This window comes from Xanthomonas campestris pv. asclepiadis, from assembly GCF_020784175.1.
GTDB classification, from domain to species: Bacteria; Pseudomonadota; Gammaproteobacteria; order Xanthomonadales; family Xanthomonadaceae; genus Xanthomonas; species Xanthomonas campestris_D.
On record NZ_JAJGQM010000007.1, the window covers coordinates 1 to 19,527 of the forward strand.

The window sequence follows — 19,527 nt, forward strand, 5'->3', positions numbered from 1 at the left end:
GGACCGTGTGGCGGCATGGATGCCGCCACCGAGCCCCCAGGGACGGGTTCACGGCGTGTCCCGCAAGCGGTGAGGGCGCCGCGCCCTCGACGCTGCGAGTTTGCTGCGCGGCCCTTGCCCGCTCACCCTCGCGGGACACGCCGCAAGTACGTCCTTGCAGGCTCTAGCGCGGCATCCATGCCGCTCAAGGTCCCGCGACGGTGAGCGGGCAAGGACCTATCGAGATGGTCGGTGTGCGCGGTTACAAGCAGGGCATGGCGCGCGTTGTTCTTAGGGTCTTGCGACGGTGGGTGGGCAAGGACCCGTCGAGATGGTCGGTGTGTGGTGGCCTTCAAACTACAGCACGTGCCAACCCACCACTCCGCATGCGACGCCGCCTAGCAGCACTGCCAGCCCCGCACTCCAGCGCGGCGCGTAGGCCATGCCCAGCGCCACCCACAGCGCGGCAACGCTGAGAAATCCCAACCACAACAAGGTCCCCACCGTGCCGCCCCACGCGAACACGCACAGCACCAGCGCGGCGATCAACAGACAGACACCCACCGAACGCAGCCACCATCGCTGTGTGACCGACGCAGTGCGGCAACCGGTGAGCTGCTCGTAATGGCGATGCATTGCCACGGCCAACGCCATCATCGCGGCATGGCAGAGCGCGGTGTCCAGCAGCGCGGTGATCAGCCCATCCATGGTGGATGTCCCAGCAACCAGCTCGCACCGCCCAGCACGGCGATGCCCACGCCCAGCCAGCCCCACATGCGCAATGCACTACGCGCACGAAACATCCACAGCACGACGACGGTGTAGATGGCGAAGCTCAGCAAGGTCATGCTCAGCACCGAGACCGCAGGCGACACGCCGGCAAACCGCGACAGCAGCTGCGCCAGCACGCTGCAGCCGGTGGAGGTCAGCGCATAGCCGCCGACGCTGGCAGCGAGCACGCGACCGGCAACCGACCAGCGGTAGCGCGTCACCGACGCGGTGCTCGAAGCAGGCTTCACAACACATCCATCGCGGCAGCGGCACCACGCCTGGCGCGTGTCGGCACCGGTCGCACCGCGCTGCGGTGCGACCGATACGCCGCGTAAGCAAATGCAACGCCGAAGACGAGCGAGACCAGCTCGACCCCGGTGCGCTGCAGGTCGCCCGCAGCCAGGTACACGCCCAGATGTTGCCCGGTGGTGACCGCATTGAGCAGGGGCAAGCCGACACATAGCAGCGCGGTCATCGCCAGTTGCTCCACCCATGCACGCGCGGGCGGGCGCAGCAGCGCATGCAACAGCGTGGCTGCCCATACCCACAGGAATGCGTGGATCTCGATCTGGCTGCGCTCGGCCTGCGCGATCGGCACCAGGCGGTTTGCGTAGAAATACGCAATGCTGGCCAATGAAGTTCCCGCGAGCGCTGCGGCATTGAGCGCTTCCAACACTCGATAGATGCCGGCAGTGGCCGCGCCGAACTCCTGCTCGCTACGCCGACGCCGCTTGATCGAAAACAGCACCGTGCCGGTGGCCATCATCAAGGTGCCGGCCAGGCCGCAGATGAAATACAGCCATTTGCTGGTCCAGCCGCCGAACCCGGCCACGTGCAGGGTCTTGATGACTTCTTCCACATCCTGCGCGTGCAGGTCCGTGCGTGCGGCATCCGCATGCCGCTCCAGCAGCGCGCCGCTGTTCGCGTCGAATACCACGCTGTTGGCTGGGTTGAGCAGGCGCCGCGAGCTGCTGGTTGCGGCCACGCGCGCGATCACACGCAGCTTGCTGCCGGGTTGATCGGGCCGCTCGATCACCAGCGTTTGCGCGGGCGCAGCGTTGAGCGAGTCTGCTCGCTGCACCAGTTCCGGCAGATAGGCGGGCACGTTGTTGACTGCTGCTTCGTCTGCGCTGGTCGCAGGCATTGCCGGCGACAGATCATCGGCGTAACGCGTGTAGGCGTCCTCGTCGCTGCCATATAGTGCGTGCAACGGCGCGGGCATGTAGCTGGTGTAGAAATACGCCAGGCCGGTGTAGACGATCATCAGCAAAAACGGCAGCGTCAGCACCGCGGTGGCGTTGTGCGCGTCCAGCCACGAGCGCTGGCCCTTGCCCGGGCGGAAGGTGAAGAAATCCAGAAAGATCCGCTTGTGCACGATCACCCCGGACACCAGCGCGATCAGCCCGCACAGCGACACCCAACCCACCAGCCAATAGCCGGGAATGCCGCCGTGCAAGGTGTAGTGGAAGCTCATGAAATGCCGGCCGCCTTCGGTCTGCCGGCCCCACGGCGATGGCAGCAGCTCGCCGCTCCCAGGATCCAGCGCTGCCTGATCCTGGCCATCGGATGTCCGCCAGACCAGCGTGAGCGCCTCGCCCGGATGCGTGGGCAGGCTGATCCGCCACATGCGCGCCTGCGGCGCAAGCTGGCGCAGCTGCGCCAGTGCACGCGGCACCAGCGCGTCTTCCGACAGGACAGTGTGCATGCGCGCGCTCGGCAGGGCCGGTGCGGCCTGCATCCAGCTGGTGATCGGATCACGAAACACGCTGAGCGTGCCGGTCAGGAAGATCGCGCACAGCAGCCAGCCGCAGCTCAGGCCGCACCAGGTGTGCAGCCAGGCCATGCTTTGGCGAAAGCCTTCTTTCATCCGGCACGCGCCATGCGCCGCCGCCGCACGAGTGCCCGCATCACAACGCGCCGCGCAGGGTCACCATCACATTGCGCGGCTCACCGTAATAGCGCCCGTTAACGAAGCTCGACAAGGTGGTGTAGTAGTGCTTGTCGAACACGTTGTTGAGATTGACCGCCACCGACCATTGCCGGTTGACCTGATACCGCGCCAACGCATTCCAGACCGCACGCCCCTGGATCGGCGCGGTGGCGGTGCCGATCTGCCGGTACGCCGCGCTCTGCGCGCTGACGCCGCCGCCGACGGTGACGTCCTGCAGCACGCCCGGCAGCCGGTACGTGGTCCATACCCGCAGCAAGTGCTTGGGCGTATAGCTGTTGAAGGTCTGGCCCTGGCTGCTGACATCCTGCAGGTAGGTGGTGCGGTTGAACGTGTAACCGGCAAACACGTTCCAGTCGCGCAGCACCTCGCCGCTGACTTCGGCATCGAACCCGCGGCTGCGCACCTTGCCGCTGTCGATGTAGCAGAAATCGTTGTTGCGGCAGGTGGGGCTGGTGCTCAGGTCGGCCTGGGCGCGGTTTTTCTGCTCGATCTGGAACAGCGCGAACGCGCTGTTGATGCGCCCGTCCAGCCACTCGCCCTTGAGGCCCAGCTCGTAGTTGGCACCGGTCATCGGCTTGAGCATCTCGCCGGCTTCGGTCTGTGCGTTCTGCGGCTGGAAGATGTCCGCGTAACTGGCATAGGCCGACCAGGTCGGGCTCAAGGCGTACAACAGGCCGGCGTACGGCGTGACCTGCCCGGTCTCGCGGGTGTGCTCGATCGATTGCGATGGCGACAAGCCGGTGGTGGTGGTGTTCCAGCGGGTATCGTGCCAGCTCACGCGGGTGCCGACGATGGCTCTCAACGGGTCGCTCAACTGCCAACGCAACGCGCCGTACAAGCCGAATTCGCGCGAAGTGCCATGCCGGGCCTCGCGCGCATTGGCGAAGATTTCTTCGTCGCTGATCGCCCGCACATTGCGCTGCAGATCGAACACATTGAAGGTCTGGAAGTTGTTCTTGTTGCCATAGACGGTATCGACCGTGTTCTCGGCGAAATTGCTGCCCAGTACCAACTCATGCCGGCGGCCCAGCGCGTTGAAGTGCCCGATCACATTGGCATCGAAGCCGAACGCATCCGCATCGGAAATGGTGCGCGCCGCCAACAAGGCGCCGGTGCCGTTGGCCGGATTGATCGCGCGGCTGGAGCTGGCGTATTTCAGATCGTGCAGCTCGCGCACCTGCACCGCACTGAGCTTGAACACCCAATCGGCAGTGAAGCGATGGTCCAGGTCCAGATACAGCCCGCGATTGGACGAGGACTGCCGGTTCCAGGACGCACCCAGATTGGTCGCGCGTGGCAGGCCGATATCGCGGCCATCGCTGAAACTGGGCAAACCGCCGAAGAACGGCCGGCCTTCCACCTGTTCGTAGCTCACGCCCAGGCTGAGCTGGGTCTGCGGCGAGAACGTGTAATCGAGCGTACCGTAGTAGGTGGGCGTGCGGCGCGTGACCCCATCCACGAACGCGCGCTGGTCCTGGTAATCGATCACCCCGCGCGCGCGCAATGCGCCATCGGCAGTGAGGTTGGCGCTGCCATCAATCAACGCACCGTAGCGATCCCAGCTGCCGCCCTGCGCCATCACGCTCACGCCCGGCACATCCAGCGGGCGCTTGCGCACCAGGTTCACCGCGCCACCGGGATTGCCCGCGCCCTGCAGCAGGCCGGCCGCACCGCGCAGCACTTCGGCGCGATCGTAGATGCCCATGTTGGCGCTGTAGTTGCTCGCCCGGCCGTACATGCCGCGATTGAGCGGCACGCCGTCGTACTGCACGGTGGTGATGTCGAACCCGCGCGAATAGATGTACTTGCCGCCCTGCGGGCTCTGCACGATGGTGATGCCGGTGGTGCTGGCCAGCGCGTCGTAGACCGAGGTGATGTTCTGCTCGTCCATCAACTGGCGGGTGACCACGCTGATCGACTGCGGAATGTCCTTGAGTGACTGCTCGCCGCGGCCGATGCTGACCGCCCGCGCGGTATAGCTGCCGGTGCCGCTGGTGGTCGCACTGCGGTTGGCCTGCGCGGTCACCTTGATGGTGGGCAGCAGCCACGCATCCACTTCGCCCCTGGTCGCGCTGGGCTGCGGTGCGGCGCGCAGCACGTAGCCGCCGGTCTGCAACGGCACGGCCTGCAAGCCGCTGCCGGCCAGCAGCGCAGCCAGGGCGGCCGGTGCGGTATAGCTGCCCTCCAGCCCGGCAGTGGTCTTGCCGTCGGTCTGCGTGGCGGTGAAGCTCAGCAACAGATTGGCCGAACCGGCCAGTTCACGCAGCGCCGGCGCCAACGGGCCGGCGGGGATGCGATAGCTCTGGCGGGCATCCTGCGTGGCAGTCGCGGTCTGGGCGATGGCATCGGGCATGCCGGCGCACAGTGCCAGGCTGCACAGCGCAACCGCCACGGCCGTGCCGAGCGGCCGCTGCACGGCTTGCACCACGGCGTTGCGCTGAGACGAGAAAGAAGAAAGTTGGCCGCGGCGGCGGGCAGTGATCGACATGCTGTTCCCACAAAAGGTTTGGTGTCGCACTGACACCGTCATTGGGGAGGTGCCACAACTGCGGCGATCGGGCAGCCCGGGTGCACATTTTTTTCGGCGACGTGCCGGCTGGCAGCGCCTCAGGCCTGCCCGGCCGCCTGCACCGTCACCCAGTAACGGCTGCGCCGGCTCACCCGCACCGGCAGCACACTGGGCAGCATCGCCAGGATGCGGTCGGTGTCGTCCAGCGGGAACACGCCGGAGACGCGCAGGCCGCCCACCCGCGGGTCGCAGCGCAACAACCCGGAGCGATAACGGCCCAGTTCGACGACAAAGGCATCCAGGCGCCACTCGTCGGCGATCAGCTGCCCGCGCACCCAGGCGGAGCCCTGTACATCGACCGGCGCGATGGCGCCGAGCGCGTCAGCGGTAAAACGGCACTGCTCCCCCGCCTGCACGCGCCCGACGGCCTGCGCGGCCGCACGCGGGCGCACCTCCACCGCGCTTTCCAGCACGCTCAGCCGGGTGTCGTGCTCGTCCTGGCGCACGCAAAAGCGCGTGCCCAATGCGCGGATATCGCCCTGCGCGGTGCGCACCAGCAAGGGCCGCGCATCGTGGCCCGCGCCCAGCGCCTGCGCGGTGGTCACCATGATCTCGCCGGACAGCAACCGCAGCAGCCGCCGTTGCGCGTCGAACCGCACATCGATGGCGCTGCGCGTATTGAGGGTGATGCGGCTGCCATCCTGCAGCTGCAGTTCGCGGCGCTGCCCCGTCGCGGTGGCGTAATCGGCGGTGGCGCGCTGCCAGCGTTCTGTGCGCGAGGCCAGCACGCCGGTGGCCCCGGCCACCCCTCCCCACAGCAGCAGGTTCAACGCCTTGCGCCGGCCCGGCGATGCCTGGCCGTTGCTGCCGGCATACGGCGACAGGCTGCGATAGGCCGCCTGCGGGGCCAGCGTCTTCAGCCGCCCGGTCACCGCCTCGATATGCGCCCATGCCCGCGCATGGTCCGGATGCGCATCGCGCCACTGTTGCCAGCGCTGCAGCTGCGCCTGGCTCGCGGTGCCGGACATCAGCACCGTCAGCCACTCGGCAGCCTGATCGGCGACCTGCGCACTGATCGGTTGCCCGCCGGCCAGCGGTGCTCGCTGGTCACCGGCGGCGCGCGCGCGACGTGAGGCGGCATCAGCCATCCGTGCGGCTCACGCCGAGAGGGCGAACAGGCAATGCCGGTTGGCACGCGTGAGATATTGCTTGACCGAGCTGCTGGACACGCCCAGCCGCTGCGCGATCTGCGCGTAGCTCAGCTCCTGCAGATGCGCCAGCAGAAAGGCTTCCTTCACCTTGGGCGGCAGGCCATCCAGCGCCTGGTCCACCTGCTGCACCGCTTCCAGCGCCAGCAATTGCAGCTCCGGCGACGGCGCCAGTTCTTCCGGCAGCGCAGCCAGCAGTTCCAGGTAGCTGGTTTCCAGCAACTTGCGCCGCTGCCGGTGCGCCAGCAAGCGGCGCGCGATGGTGGCCAGGAACGGGCGCGGCTCGCGGATCTGCTCGGCCGCCCCGGCGCTGATCACGCTGATGAAGGTGTCCTGTGCCAGGTCGGCAGCCACGAACGCATCGCCCAGCTTGCGCCGCAGCCATCCCTGCAGCCAGCCGTGGTGGTCGGTGTACAGGCGCTCCACCTGTTGATGAAGCGCGCCTTGTGTGACCGACACGATGACCTCCTGAACGGCTGGGTCCGGAAGGCAAAGCGTCCGGCGACAAATGAGAATTGATCTCATTCTAGCGGAAGCCGGCCGAGCCTGCAGGCGCAGCCACCGGTCGATCTGTCACGCGGGTAGGCGACTTGCGGGCCGTTGGCCCCCGGCCGAGCCAACAGTGGCTTGGCCAACCCCTTGACCGCCGGGCGTTTGGCGGTGAGCGGCGGTGCAATGGCTTGATTCGCCAATATTCGGAAAATAAAAATGACCGATATCAAGCCCGCCGTGCAATTGTGCAGAACTTGAAACCTTATACAAGGATATAAGTCAGCTCTGTCTCGTGTCTCGCATGTATTGCGGTGTACAAGCTGGGAGCTACGTAAGAATCCGGAGAAAGCATGCAGGGTCGCGCTGTGGCGGGACGAGTCGCCTAGAAGTTGCCAACATGTCAGAGTGCTAGAGCCATTCCCTCGCAACCTATCCCGAGCTGAGAATGTGCAGCTTTGAGCTGCACTCGCACCTATACCTTGTCGCTGGCCTCACCGCCAAAATCAAACACCACAGGCTGCCCAGGTTCCGATGACTGCGCGCACGGAGCGAGGTCGACATTCAGGCCGTAGCGGGTGGCCCACTGTAGATGATCTCCGTTACGGTGCCTTCGAGCAGCTTCACGAACTCGGCCGCGATCACGTCGGGATCAAGGGCGCTGCCCCGGGCCGTTGGGCCGTCTATAGTGAGGAGGCCGACCCGCACGCCGCTCCCGGCAAGATCCTCGGCCAAAGTCAGAGCTATCGATCGCATCGCAGACTTGCCGGCGCTTAACGTGCCGAAGCCGTTGCCCATTGGATGCAGCGGCATCGAATTGCCGGTGAAGAGCAACGAGCCTTCGCCTGCCGCCACCAGCGCGGGTGCGAAGTGATAGGCCAAGTGCTGCGCCGCAGCAGCGTTCACCAGCAGGCTTCGCGCGAATCCCGCCGGGGAAACTTTGTGTGTCGGGCCCGCGGGCTGAGACGTGAATGCGTTGAACAACACGACACTCGGGTCTCCCTCCGCCCACTTGCGGATCTCGGGGACGACGGCGTCGATCGACTCACCGTCTCCGCCATCGGCCACAAACCCCTTCGCGGTCGCCCCGGCTGCCTCGAACTGCGCGACAAGCCGCTCAAGCTTCGACCTGGTGCGCGCGACAAGGGCGAGCCGGTAGCCAAGTGCTGCGAACTCGCGGGCGGCAGCTATGCCGATGCCGGGGCCCACGCCAAAGATGACGGCGGTTTTGCTGAGTGACATGGAAATGACATCCTTTGCTTTGATCTGTGTGGTGGAACCAACTGTGCAAAAGCTCTTTGTTCGAATGCGTTAGAAATAACCTCAGGCGAGACTGGAAACAACCGCTCAATTACAAGACCAGAATTCGTTATCTTCCCTTTCACACGTGGAGGATCGCAGTACGTCGCCGCCATGGAAGCCGCATTCCGGCGTTTCAGAAGCTTTGATATTCGAGCGTTCAGAAGTCCGACCAAAGGCTTGCCCAAAACAGGGTGACCCGGTCCAGGGGCAATCACGTCAAGCTGATGTCACATATCAGGCAGCCTCGTCGAGGCCTACAATGGCTTTGGTTTCAAGGAAGTCAGCAATGGCCATCGGCCCCCACTCGCGGCCGTTGCCAGACTGCTTGTACCCGCCGAAAGGCGCGGCAAGATCGAGATTGGCATTGTTCAAGAGCACCTGACCGGCACGCAGGCGTCGTGCCGTCGCCTCAGCCGCGCGTCGTTCGCCCTGTACGTAGGCAGCAAGACCATAGACCGTGTCATTGGCAAGCCGCACCGCTTCCTCCTCATCCGAATAAGCAATGATGACCAGAACAGGGCCGAAGATTTCTTCCCGGGCAATGGTCATGTCGTTGCGCACGTCGGCGAAGACAGTCGGCCGGAGGTAGAAGCCCGTTTCAAGTCCGTCCGGGCGGCCGAGTCCTCCGGTCACGAGCGTGGCCCCTTCATCAATGCCGGTCTGGATCAGACCCTGGATCTTGTTCCACTGCACTTCGGAAGCCACTGGCCCCATCTTTGCATTGGATGAAGGATGACCGACTGACCAGGTCTCGGCGGCTGCCTGGGCGTAACCGATCGCTTCTGTGACCTGATCGACGTGGACCAGCATCCGCGATGGCGCGTTGCACGACTGGCCACAATTCAGCATCATCTGCGCCACACCGCCTTCGACAGCCGAAGCCAGATCAGCGCTGGGCAGGATGATATTTGGCGATTTGCCTCCCAGTTCCTGATGCACCCGCTTGACCGTACCAGCAGCGCTGCGCGCGACCTGGACACCCGCGGCCGTCGAACCGGTGAAGGACACGAGGTCGACGTTGGGATGGCTCGTCAACGCATTGCCGACACCTGGGCCATTACCGTGAACAAGGTTGAATACCCCCCTAGGGACACCGGCCTCGTCCAGGATCTCGGCGAAGACAGTCGCGGAAAATGGCGCAATTTCGGATGGCTTGAGGATCATGGTGCACCCCGCAGCGAGCGCCGGAGCAACCTTCGCGACGATCTGCATCAACGGCCAGTTCCACGGCGTGATCAGGGCGCAAACGCCGACAGCCTCGCGCACGACTTTTGTAGTACCCAGTGTCTCGTCGAAACGGTAGTCGGCCAGAGCGGCACGTGCGATTTGAAAATGAGCGACACCGACCGTCGCCTGCAACTGTTCGGCCAGCCACTGCGGCGCGCCCATTTCTTGGGTGATCGCGAGAGCCACGTCGCCCATTCTCTTTTCATACACTGCGATGATGCGGTCAAAAAGCGCGATGCGTTCCGCGACCGACGTCTGCGAGTATGTCTCGAACGCTTTCCGCGCCGCTGAGACGGCCTTGTCCACGTCGCTGGCGTCGCCAAGTGAGACCTGGCCAACGACGGACTCGTCCGCAGGGTTGATGACATCGAGTACAGCGTCGCTGGCGGGCTGTACCCAGGATCCATCGATATAAAACTGAAGATTGTTTCGCATGAAAAAGCTCGTCCTCGGGTGAGGAGCAATAGTATATTTCGTACACTTGGCGTCAATTAGGCACTTTAGGTATCGCTGGTAGGCCGAGGGATACTGGGCATGCGCGCGCCGTTGTCCGGGTGATCGTTCGACCAGCCCAACGTGTTGTCAACGAGGGGCGGTATCGTCTCGCTCGCGCAGTTTTGCCGTGCAGGTTGGTGATATCAATTCGATGAATTGTTGGCTGTTGCACACCCACATGCGTCGTCGCATCGGAATCCATTCAAATAAAAACGCCGTGCCCAGCGGACACAGTGCGTGACGGAACGAGACAACTCAGATCAAGACTTGTAGCTCTCGCTATTCCGCTTCAACCAGGATTGACTAGGCCAGTGACGGGTAGCCTGTGTAGCCCTCTTCGGAACCGCTGCAGTATCTGGAAGCATCCGGGGCTGCCAGCGGAGCGTCCTGGCGGAAGCGCTCGGGCAGGTCAGGATTACTGATAAACAGTGTGCCAAATGTCACTGCATCTGCCAGGCCGATTTGCAGCGCTTGTCCCGCAGACTTCCGGTCCTAGCCAACATTCAACACGAAAATCCCGGAAAACTGCTTGCGAGCCCCAGGCACAAGAGGCTTAACGCCTTCCGCCAGGACCGCCAGCTCCATGAAATGCAGAATGCCAACGTTTTTTCTTTTCCAGCGCTTCCACCGCCAACATGTAGGTCTGCTCCAGGTTGGAGTTGCCCATGTCATCAGTATGGATTGCGCGGCGACAGCCTCACCGAGACACGGCCGGTCGGAAGACTTTATCGCGGCATCGGTGGCCTACAGCAGAAACCGCGCTCGTTTCTCAACGGTGCCGCCATACTCATCGGTTCGCTTGTTCGAACCGTCTTCCAGCAACTGTGCGGGCAGGTAGCCATTGGCGCCGTGCACCTCGACACCGTCAAAGCCCGCGTCTTTCAGAGCCTGTGCGGCTTTTACGTAATCTTAGAAGTTTCAAGTTTTCCATATTTTCCTCAGACATTGATTGAATAGGTACCCGCCTGCGCTCGACGATTAGTCAGGCGCGGCTTGACCAAATAAATGTTTCCTGTCGACTGGACGATTGGCGGGTTGCAGCGCGCCGGCAAGAGTGACGAACGAGGATGACGACTCGGACCGCGTGCCTCAAATTGACGACAACTGACAAGGCATCGAAAATAACCTAGCGTCAATCAGGCACTTGTCGTAATCCTAGTAGGTTTGAGGAAACCTAATGGCCGAAAACAGGCGCTGGCACTTGGCTGCCGCGCCATCGGTAACAGCCTCGCCCGTAAGAGCAGCGGCGGCACCCTGTCTTCCTGATCGAACGAGCTTGAGCAATCAATGTGTAGATCTGGTCGAGGCAGTCATTGAAATTGACTGCCTGCGGCCGCGTACCACCCCGGACCAAAATGCTGGCTGCGTTTCTGTCGGCGTACCCGGCTACTCTGTTTCACAGCGCATGTGTCCGTTGGCACTCGGACATCGGATTGCTGATGCACGATCGGCCGACGCCGCGTTCATGCCATCGAGTGGAGCAGCCTACCCTGCACACTTGCCGTTCCGCTTGCAGCGGCGTCGAACGACCGGCGGGCGGAATCGACCTCCGGTAGCTTCGCTAGCGTCCATTCGTGCAGCGCCCGAAAAGGCTGCTGTAAAGTGCGACCCAGCGGGGTGATTTGATACTGCACCGCAACCGGCGAAAGAGAAATCACCTCTCGCGATACCAGGCCGTTGCGCTCCAGTCGGCGCAGGCATTGCGTGAGCGCTTTTTGGGTGACGCCTTCCAGGCGACGACGGATCGCATTGAAGCGGTGCGGTCCGTCATCAAGCACGGCTAGCACCATCATCGACCACTTGTCGGCGATCTGGTCAAACAAGGCGCGGCTGGGGCAGTCGGACGAGAAACAGAGTGGTTCAATGTCAAGCATGACAGCTTCCTCTAGATGCCTGGGCGACTGAAAGTTCCCGATTGACGCCAAGTATATAAGATATATCCCGATGATACCTGACGCTACCACTCATCGTGTCCACGCCTTCAGTCCTGCGTTTGAGGCGCAACCTTGCCCCAACCTCTTTTTCTGAATCCCCGATCCCCGGCAATGAGACCTCGAGCGTGTGCGGAATCAGCGCCGTTGCATCGGCCGCCTTGCCATAGGCCTGCGCATGCAGCACGGCGTAACGATCAAGGTCGGCAGATCGGAAGGGCACGCGAAAGCCAGCTTGATGCTTTCGGTCTTGGGCAGCGGCCCCAGCCGCAGCTTCTTGGTCGCGCTCATCGTGAAGTCCCCGATTGAACACCAACGCCTGGCAGTAGGGCCGCAGCACCAGATCGCGACTGGCGATGATGCGCCCCCCAGCCGCTCGGTCAGCGTCGGCTGGATGTTCATGTTGGGCCGGGTCATCTACTAGTCGGCCTGATTGATGCTGTCCTGTACGCCCTTGCGCCCCACCGGCGTATTTGCATAGGGAGCCGGGCACCAGCGTGTTCCGGAGTTCGACGGCCTGTGCCTAGGGTTGCACCGCATCGAAAGCGAACTTGGTGAGTTTGATGTTCGCCAGATGACTCCTCGGAAAGACCCGGAGTCCAAGGCCCGGATAGGAGTCAGGCGGTCGGAAGTCAGGTCAGGTTTCGGAAAGCACTGGCCTATGTTGAACTCGCCTAAGCTATTGATAAACGTGCTGTATCTGGCTTTGGCGTAGTCCAGCGATTTTTCGGTGCTGGAGTCATCGTGAAATAAAAAAGCCCGCTTGCAGCGAACTGCCAGCGGGCTTTGCTCCCTCCCCCACGTCGGGATGCAGGAGCATAGTGCGCGCCCCAAACGCCAGTTGCACGCTGCACTGCAAAACAACACCAGGCAGTACAGAACTGGCGCTTTTTCCTTCACATCACGTTGGCGCGCGGCAGCCTCAGCGCAGCAGATCGGGCTGGGCCTGATACCACTCCGGTGCACGCAGCAGATGCCATTGCGGGGTATTGCCGCGCAAGCCTACGGCCGCGCTCAACACACCCCAGCGCGCAAGCAGGCTGCCGCTGCGTTGGCTGCCTTGCAACCGCAGTCGTGCATCCACCTGAAAGCGTTCGTTGCGCGCCTGCAACCGATCGACGATGACGGTGTCGCCCTGCCAATGCACACGCCCGGTCACCTGCGCCTGGCCTGCATCCACCAGGCGCAGCATCCAGTTCGGAATCGAACGATCGCGCGCGTACAGCGCCATCAGGAACGCCAGGTCACGCACCTGGATGCGCACGCGTCCATCCACGCCGACAGGCTGCCGCCACTGCATGCGGGTGTCTTCCAGCACGATGCGTGCCCACCAGCCATCGCGGCGCTGACCATCGGGCCCGGTGAATCCGACATTGCGCAGCTGGATGGTGCTGGCATCGAGGCGGAAGTTTTCTGCACGCAGATCGCCGCGCTGCAGGCGCAGGTCCGCATCCACGTCGCCACGCAGTGCCAAGCCGGCAAACTGCAGCCGCGCCGCACGTGCGCCGATGCGCAGGCCGCCCTTGCCGATGCGGCCGCCGGGTTCGATCTGCAGATCGCCGCTCAATACACCGTTGCCGCCATCGAAGCGCAACTGCTGCTGCGGCAGATAGCGGTTGTAGGCACGCAGATCCGGCACGCGCGCATTGGCGAACCGCAGGTGCGCGCGCGTGGCGTCGCGCAGCGTGGCCAGGTTGCGTGCGTCGGCGCGCGTCTGCAGATCCAGACGCAGGTCGCGGCCCTGCACGAACGGGCGCGTGGGCGCATCGTTGTGCGCAATGGAGAACTGCTGCATCTGCAACGCGAGTGCAGGCAGCAATTGCCCGTTGGCATCGGCATCGACACGCAGGTCGGCGCTGGCCTGCCCATCGATCGCATGCCCCATCACGCCGACATGCGCACGCACGTGCGGCACCTGCAGGCGACTGCCGGCACCGAGCTGGCCGCGATCAATGCGCAGATCCGCATCCACCAAGCCGTCGCCTTCCAGCGTCAGCCAGTCCACATCGGGAAACAGCGCCGGAATCCAGCTCAGCGAGGACAGCTGCCAGTGCAGGCGCGCGTGCCCGGAGGTGCGCGGCAGCAGGTTGCGCATCGATTGCAGCGGCAATTGCCGGCCTTGCACGCGCAGATCCGCATCCAGCGTCAGCCCGGCATCGGCCGGCTCGGGCATGCTGACTTGCAGATGCATGTCCTGATCCACCTGCAGTTGCGCTGCAAGCTCGCCCAGCAGGGTAGCCGGCGTGCGCGTGTCATCGTGCAGCGGTGCGCGCCATTGCAGTTGGCTGCCGGGCTGCAAGCTGCCACGCGTCCAGCGCAACTGTCCATCCGCACGCCCCTTGCCGGCGCGTGTGGCGAGCGTGTGGCGTCCTTGCGCATTGCGTGTGACATCCAGTGCCGCGGTGTCGCCATGCACGGTCAGCTGCGCATCGGCAAGCTGCAGCACTGCCAGCCCGCGCGCCTGCTCCGGTACATGGCGCGCGATGCTGGCGTCGATCCGCAGCTGGCCGTTGCGCAGCACCTCGCTACCACCCCAGCGCATCCGTGCATTGTCGAAGCGCGCCCGCGAGGGAAACAGTTCCATCGGCCCGCCGCGCAATTGCTTGAACAGGCCCAGCTCCAACTGACCATCACCTTCGATCCGCAGCTGACGCAGCGTCACTGCCTGGACCTGATCGGCGACGATGCGGTCGAATTGCAGGGTCCAGGCCGGAGCGGCCGATGGCGGACTCGCCGGTCCGCCGGCGATGTTGGCAGCCTGAGGCGATGGCGGCGTGCTGGTGGCTGCACCAGCCATCCGTGTGGACGGCTGCGTGCTTGCCGAGATGTCTGTTTTGCCTGTTGACATCTTGCTTTCTGCGGTCGCTGGCGTCGTCGTGCCGGCTGCGCCAGTCAGCGGAGCGGCAGCCTGCGTATTCGGTCCTGGCGCCGGCGCTTGCGGCGTTGCGGTACCGGGCGTGGGCACAGCCGCCTGCATGCCACCACGCACACCTTGCGCATGCAGCTCCGGCACCAGCAACTGCCGGTGCAACAACGGCAACAACCGCACCTGCCCGCTCATGCGCTGCGCGCTGACGTTCCAGCGGGTGCGTGCCGAGCGGCCTTGCAACTCCACCTTCCACAACACCAGACGGCCTGGCCACCAGGTCATTGCCGGCCCCCAGTGCATGGTGAACCTGTCCGGCTTGCGATTGAGCGCTGACGACCCGAGTGGCGTGTTGAGCAACAGGTTGCCGAGCAGCAGATAGCTTGCGTACACCACCAGTAACGCCAGCAATGGCCAACGCACCAGGCGGGGCAATCTTTGCCAGCGGGCGCGAACAGGCATCGTCATGACGGCAGGCTCCTGAAGACCGCGCACGCGGCATGACGCAGTGTGCCAAGGAAACCGTGAGCGCGGTGCGCAGCGGCGAGTGCGGCTGGGCACCGGCAGGCTGCCCGGTGTGCAGTCGATGTTCTACACGCGCGGCAATGCGCGCACTACCTCTTCGAAGACGGCAAATCTGGCCGCGTTACGCAAGCCTCAAACAAGGAACCGCTTACTTCGCCTTCGACACCGCCGGCAGCAATCCCGGCTGCGCGTCGTACCACTCGCGTGCACCGGCCAGGTGCCATTGGCGTTGCTTGCCATCGAGTTCGATCCCGGCGCCCAGCACGCCCCAGCGCAGATACAGGTCGCCGCGCCGCTGCTCGTCATTCAAGGCCAGCCGCGCACGCAGCGACAGGCGTGCATTCTCCGCATGCAGGTCGTCGATCAGCAGTTGCTGCTTGCGCCAACGCACCCTGCCGGTGGCGTCGAGTTCGCCCGAATCCAGCAAGCCCAATACCCAACGCGGGTAGTCGGCGCGTTGCGCAAACACCGACAGCAGCGGCGCGATATCGCGCATGCGGATCGCCGCGTCGGCATCCACCTGGAATGGTGCGCTGGCCTGGATGGTGCCGGCACCGACCTGCATCTGCCCCCACCAGTTGGCATCCGTGCTGTCGTCGCCCACCCGCATATTGCGCAGGCGCACGCGCGTGCCGCTGAGGTCGAAGAACTTGTTCTTGAAATCGGCACGCTGCAGCTGCGCCTGCAATTCGGCATCGCCGCGCATCTGCACGCCGGCCAGCGCCAGATGCGCGCCCTGCCCGCGCAGGTTGGCGTGGCCGCTGCCCACATCGCCGGAGGCATTGAGCGCCACATCGCCGGTCAGGCTGCCGCTGCCGCCGAGCAGGCGCAGGTTCTTGCCCGGCAGGTAACGGTTGTAGACGGTGAGATCGGGCACGCGTGCATCGCTGAAACGCAGCTGCGCCTTGAGCGTGTCGCGCAGACGCGCCAGTTCGGCATCGCCATGCATGGCCAGCTGCAGATCGCGGCCATCCAGCAGGATCTGTTTGGGCGCAGCGCGCGGCGCGGCCTTGAAGACGGGGATGCTCACGTCCAGATGCGCCTGCGGCGTGGCGGCATCGTCGATGCGTCCATGCGCCTTGGCGACACCGGCCAACCGCGTGTCGAACACCTGCGCCACTGCCTCCACCCGCGGAATCTCCAGGCTGCTGCCGCTGGCTAGCCGGCCTTGCGCCAGCCGCAGATCGGCCTCGACCAGGCCACCGCCTGCGAGCTGGAACCAGGGCTTGCGCACGAACAGCTCGGCAATCCAGTTCAGCGATTCGAACTGCCAGCGCCCACGCACCTGCCCGGACAGGCGCGGCAGCACCTGCGCAGGATCCTGGAACGGAATGCTGCGCCCGGCAACGCGCAGATCGGCGTGCAGCTCGCTGCCCGTCTTCTCGTCGCGCGGCAGGCGTGCCTGCACGCGGATGTCGCGCGCCACGTCCAGCTGCAGCGCCAGCATGCCGCGATCGGTCGCGCCGACGCCTGCCATCAACGGCAGGCGCCAGACCGCATGACTGCCTTCCTGCAGGGTGCCGCGGTCCAGCGTGATGTCGGTCTCCACCCGCGCCGCCGACGGCCCGCTGCGGATGTCCACATGCGGTGCGCCGGTGTCGATCTTCAACGCCACCGTAGCGGCCTTCAGCTGCAGGCGCGCATGGGTGATGCCGAGCTTGCGCAGGCCCGGCGCCTGGTCGCGGTAGTGGCGCGGAAACTGGAATTGCGCATCCAGCTGCGCGCCGTTGAATACCTGCACCCCGTCGTAGCTGACCACCGCATCGCGGAAGCCTGCATCGGAGGGAAACAGCTCCGACGGGCCACCCTTGAGCTGCTTGAGGAAGCCGACGCTGCCATGGCCCTGCCCGGCAATCAGCAATTTGCCCAGGCGCGCACTGCGGATGCTGTTGCTGGTGATCGCATCAAAGCGCAGCGTCCAGCCCTGATCGCCGCGCGGCGGTGGCGGAATGGGGGTGTCTGAGGTTTCCACTTCCGCGCTCAGGCCGGTGGCGTGCAGCCACGGCAAGCGCACCTCGCGCCGCAACAGCGGCAGCAAGGCCACGCGCGCATTGGCACGATCGGCGTGAAACACGTACACGGTGCGGTTGGCCTGCCCGCGCATGCGCACGTTCCAGGCCATTACCTGCCCCGGAAACACGGTCAGTGCCGGGCCGGTCTGCATGGTGAATTTATGCGGCTGCCGATTGGTGACGGCATCGAACAGCGGCGTGTTCAGAAACAGGTTGCCGGCCAGCAGATACAGCGCATACAGCGCCACCAGCACGACCACTGCGATACGCCATGGCCGGGGCCAGCGCTGGAAGCGGTCGCGAAGAGAGGACACGGGCGCAGGCAGAAGTCGAGTCTGTCGCCACTATCGCGGTTGCGCTGGCGGCGAGGCGTGAACGTGGCGGCTGGCAGAGTGCTGGACAAGCTGCATGGCAACTGGGGATGCACTGACAATCAGCACCGCAGCGCAGGTGCTGCGCGACAGGGCTGGCCAGCACGGGCACACCAGGCAACCGCATGCCTGCCGCAGGCAAGGACAGTCCGCATACGCAAGTGCCCGGATGCAGTAGCGAAGACGGGACAGTGCAGCAGAGGTGTTGCGCCCCGGCCTGCCACGCAACAGGTCGCTTCGCACGCGTCGGATGCTGTCCGCACAGTTGCATTGCACCAAGGTCGCAGCGCGGCCGACGCATGCAGCGGCGATAATGGCAGTCCCCTGTCCCGCTGTGCCGCCCATGTCCGACGAACGCATCCTGTACGCGCCGCTGCGCGAGCGCCTGGTTTCTGCCGAGGCCGCTGCCGCATTGATCCAGCCCGGCGAGACCGTGGCGATGAGCGGCTTCACCGGCTCCGGTTACCCCAAGGCGGTGCCGATGGCGTTGGCGCAGCGCATCGAAGCGGCGCATCTGCAGGGCCAGCCGTTCCAGATCAAGTTGATGACCGGCGCGTCCACCGCGCCGGAACTGGACGGCGCACTGGCCAAGGCCGACGGCATCGCCATGCGCATGCCGTTCCAGTCCGACCCCGACGCGCGCCAACGCATCAACGCCGGCACGCTGGACTATATCGACATCCATCTCAGCCACGTCGCCCAACACGTGTGGTTCGGTTTCTACGGGCAGATCGATACTGCCGTGGTGGAAGTCTCGGCGATCCGCGCCGACGGCAGTCTGGTGCCGTCCACCTCGATCGGCAACAACAAGACCTGGCTGGACCTGGCCAGCAAGGTGATCATCGAAGTCAACGACTGGCAGCCGGCCGGCCTGGATGGCATGCACGACGTGTACTACGGCACTGCGCTGCCGCCGCAGCGCAAGCCGATCCCGTTGGTGCATGGCGACGACCGCATCGGCGAGCCCGGCCTGCGCTGCGATCCGGACAAGATCGTGGCAGTGGTGCGCACGCATGGCCCGGACCGCAACAGTCCGTTCGCTGCTGCCGACGACAGCAGCGAACGCATCGCCGAGCACCTGATCGCGTTCCTGCGTCATGAAGTGGGCAAGGGCCGGTTGCCGGCCAGCCTGCTGCCGCTGCAATCGGGCGTGGGCAATATTCCCAATGCGGTGCTGGCGGGGCTTGCACGCAGCGGCTTCCGCGACCTGGAAGCGTTCACCGAAGTGATCCAGGACGGCATGCTCGCGCTGCTGCGCGATGGCGTGCTGCGCTATGCCTCGTGCACCGGTTTTGCGCTCAGCCCGGAGGGCAACGAGGAGTTCAAGCGCAATATCGATTTCTACCGGCAGCGCATCATCATGCGCACGCAGGAGATTTCCAATCATCCGGAGCTGGTGCGCCGGCTCGGCTGCATCGGCATGAACGGCATGATCGAGGCCGACCTGTACGGCAACGTCAATTCCACCCACGTGATGGGCAGCCGCATCATGAACGGCATCGGCGGCTCCGGCGACTTTGCCCGCAACGGCTTCCTGTCGATCTTCCTGAGCCCCAGCATCGCCAAGGCCGGCAGCATCTCGTCGATCGTGCCGATGGTCAGCCATGTCGACCACACCGAACACGATGTCTCGGTGATCGTCACCGAACAAGGCCTGGCCGATCTGCGCGGCCTCACACCCAAGCAACGCGCACGCCAGTTGCTCGATCACTGCGTACATCCGCGCTACCGCGATGCGCTGGAAGAGTATGTGGCGCGCGCCAATCGCGACAGCTATGGCAAGCACACCCCGCATCTGCTGACCGAGGCGCTGTCGTGGCATCAGCGCTGGTTGGAGACCGGGGATATGTTGGGATGAGCGGGGATTGGGGAATCGGGAATCGGGAATCGG

General features: G+C 64.6%; 13 protein-coding genes and 1 pseudogene. 1 reads left to right on the plus strand and 13 read right to left on the minus strand.

Annotated features, from left to right (window positions below):
- Window positions 1–336 precede the first annotated feature (336 nt).
- From LL972_RS05140 to LL972_RS05195, 13 genes and pseudogenes are all read right to left on the minus strand, one after another.
- Window positions 337–687, minus strand: coding sequence for a DUF3325 domain-containing protein (locus LL972_RS05140; RefSeq protein ID WP_228326670.1), 351 nt, complete (start codon window positions 685–687; stop codon window positions 337–339).
- A complete protein-coding gene (locus LL972_RS05145) occupies window positions 675–998 on the minus strand; it encodes a hypothetical protein (RefSeq protein WP_104646867.1) in 324 nt (107 codons plus the stop codon). Before LL972_RS05145 ends, LL972_RS05140 begins: the two co-directional genes overlap by 13 nt.
- Window positions 995–2,617 carry a PepSY-associated TM helix domain-containing protein gene (locus LL972_RS05150; RefSeq protein WP_228326671.1) on the minus strand — a complete coding sequence of 541 codons (1,623 nt, stop codon included), beginning with the start codon at window positions 2,615–2,617 and terminating at the stop codon, window positions 995–997. The genes LL972_RS05145 and LL972_RS05150 overlap by 4 nt, the downstream gene beginning before the upstream one ends.
- 40 nt (window positions 2,618–2,657) lie before the next feature.
- The gene (locus tag LL972_RS05155; RefSeq protein WP_266104493.1) at window positions 2,658–5,189 is read right to left on the minus strand and encodes a TonB-dependent siderophore receptor; all 2,532 of its coding nucleotides are present in this window, start codon (window positions 5,187–5,189) and stop codon (window positions 2,658–2,660) included.
- Between the two features lie 119 nt (window positions 5,190–5,308).
- Entirely contained in the window at window positions 5,309–6,358 is a 1,050-nt protein-coding gene (locus LL972_RS05160; protein ID WP_228326673.1) for a FecR domain-containing protein, read from the minus strand.
- A gap of 9 nt (window positions 6,359–6,367) precedes the next feature.
- On the minus strand, window positions 6,368–6,877 hold the full coding sequence (locus LL972_RS05165; protein ID WP_228326674.1) for a sigma-70 family RNA polymerase sigma factor: 510 nt from the start codon (window positions 6,875–6,877) through the stop codon (window positions 6,368–6,370).
- Between the two features lie 594 nt (window positions 6,878–7,471).
- The gene (locus LL972_RS05170; RefSeq protein WP_228326675.1) at window positions 7,472–8,149 is read right to left on the minus strand and encodes an SDR family NAD(P)-dependent oxidoreductase; all 678 of its coding nucleotides are present in this window, start codon (window positions 8,147–8,149) and stop codon (window positions 7,472–7,474) included.
- Window positions 8,150–8,443: 294 nt separating this feature from the next.
- Window positions 8,444–9,871, minus strand: coding sequence for an aldehyde dehydrogenase family protein (locus tag LL972_RS05175; protein WP_228326676.1), 1,428 nt, complete (start codon window positions 9,869–9,871; stop codon window positions 8,444–8,446).
- 804 nt (window positions 9,872–10,675) lie between these two features.
- Window positions 10,676–10,828: pseudogene (locus LL972_RS21760) on the minus strand (alkene reductase); the annotation flags it as partial.
- Between the two features lie 566 nt (window positions 10,829–11,394).
- Window positions 11,395–11,805 (minus strand): winged helix-turn-helix transcriptional regulator, encoded by a 411-nt coding sequence (locus tag LL972_RS05180; RefSeq protein WP_228326677.1) that lies wholly within the window; start codon window positions 11,803–11,805, stop codon window positions 11,395–11,397.
- Window positions 11,806–12,000: 195 nt separating this feature from the next.
- On the minus strand, window positions 12,001–12,153 hold the full coding sequence (locus LL972_RS21765) for a hypothetical protein (protein WP_429002114.1): 153 nt from the start codon (window positions 12,151–12,153) through the stop codon (window positions 12,001–12,003).
- Between the two features lie 631 nt (window positions 12,154–12,784).
- Window positions 12,785–15,196, minus strand: coding sequence for a hypothetical protein (locus LL972_RS05190; protein WP_228326678.1), 2,412 nt, complete (start codon window positions 15,194–15,196; stop codon window positions 12,785–12,787).
- 205 nt (window positions 15,197–15,401) lie between these two features.
- Window positions 15,402–17,579, minus strand: coding sequence for a hypothetical protein (locus LL972_RS05195; RefSeq protein ID WP_228326679.1), 2,178 nt, complete (start codon window positions 17,577–17,579; stop codon window positions 15,402–15,404).
- 400 nt (window positions 17,580–17,979) lie between these two features.
- Between LL972_RS05195 and LL972_RS05200 the strand changes: the two genes are divergently transcribed.
- Complete coding sequence (locus LL972_RS05200) at window positions 17,980–19,494, plus strand: acetyl-CoA hydrolase/transferase family protein (protein ID WP_228326680.1); 1,515 nt, start codon at window positions 17,980–17,982, stop codon at window positions 19,492–19,494.
- Window positions 19,495–19,527: the final 33 nt, after the last annotated feature.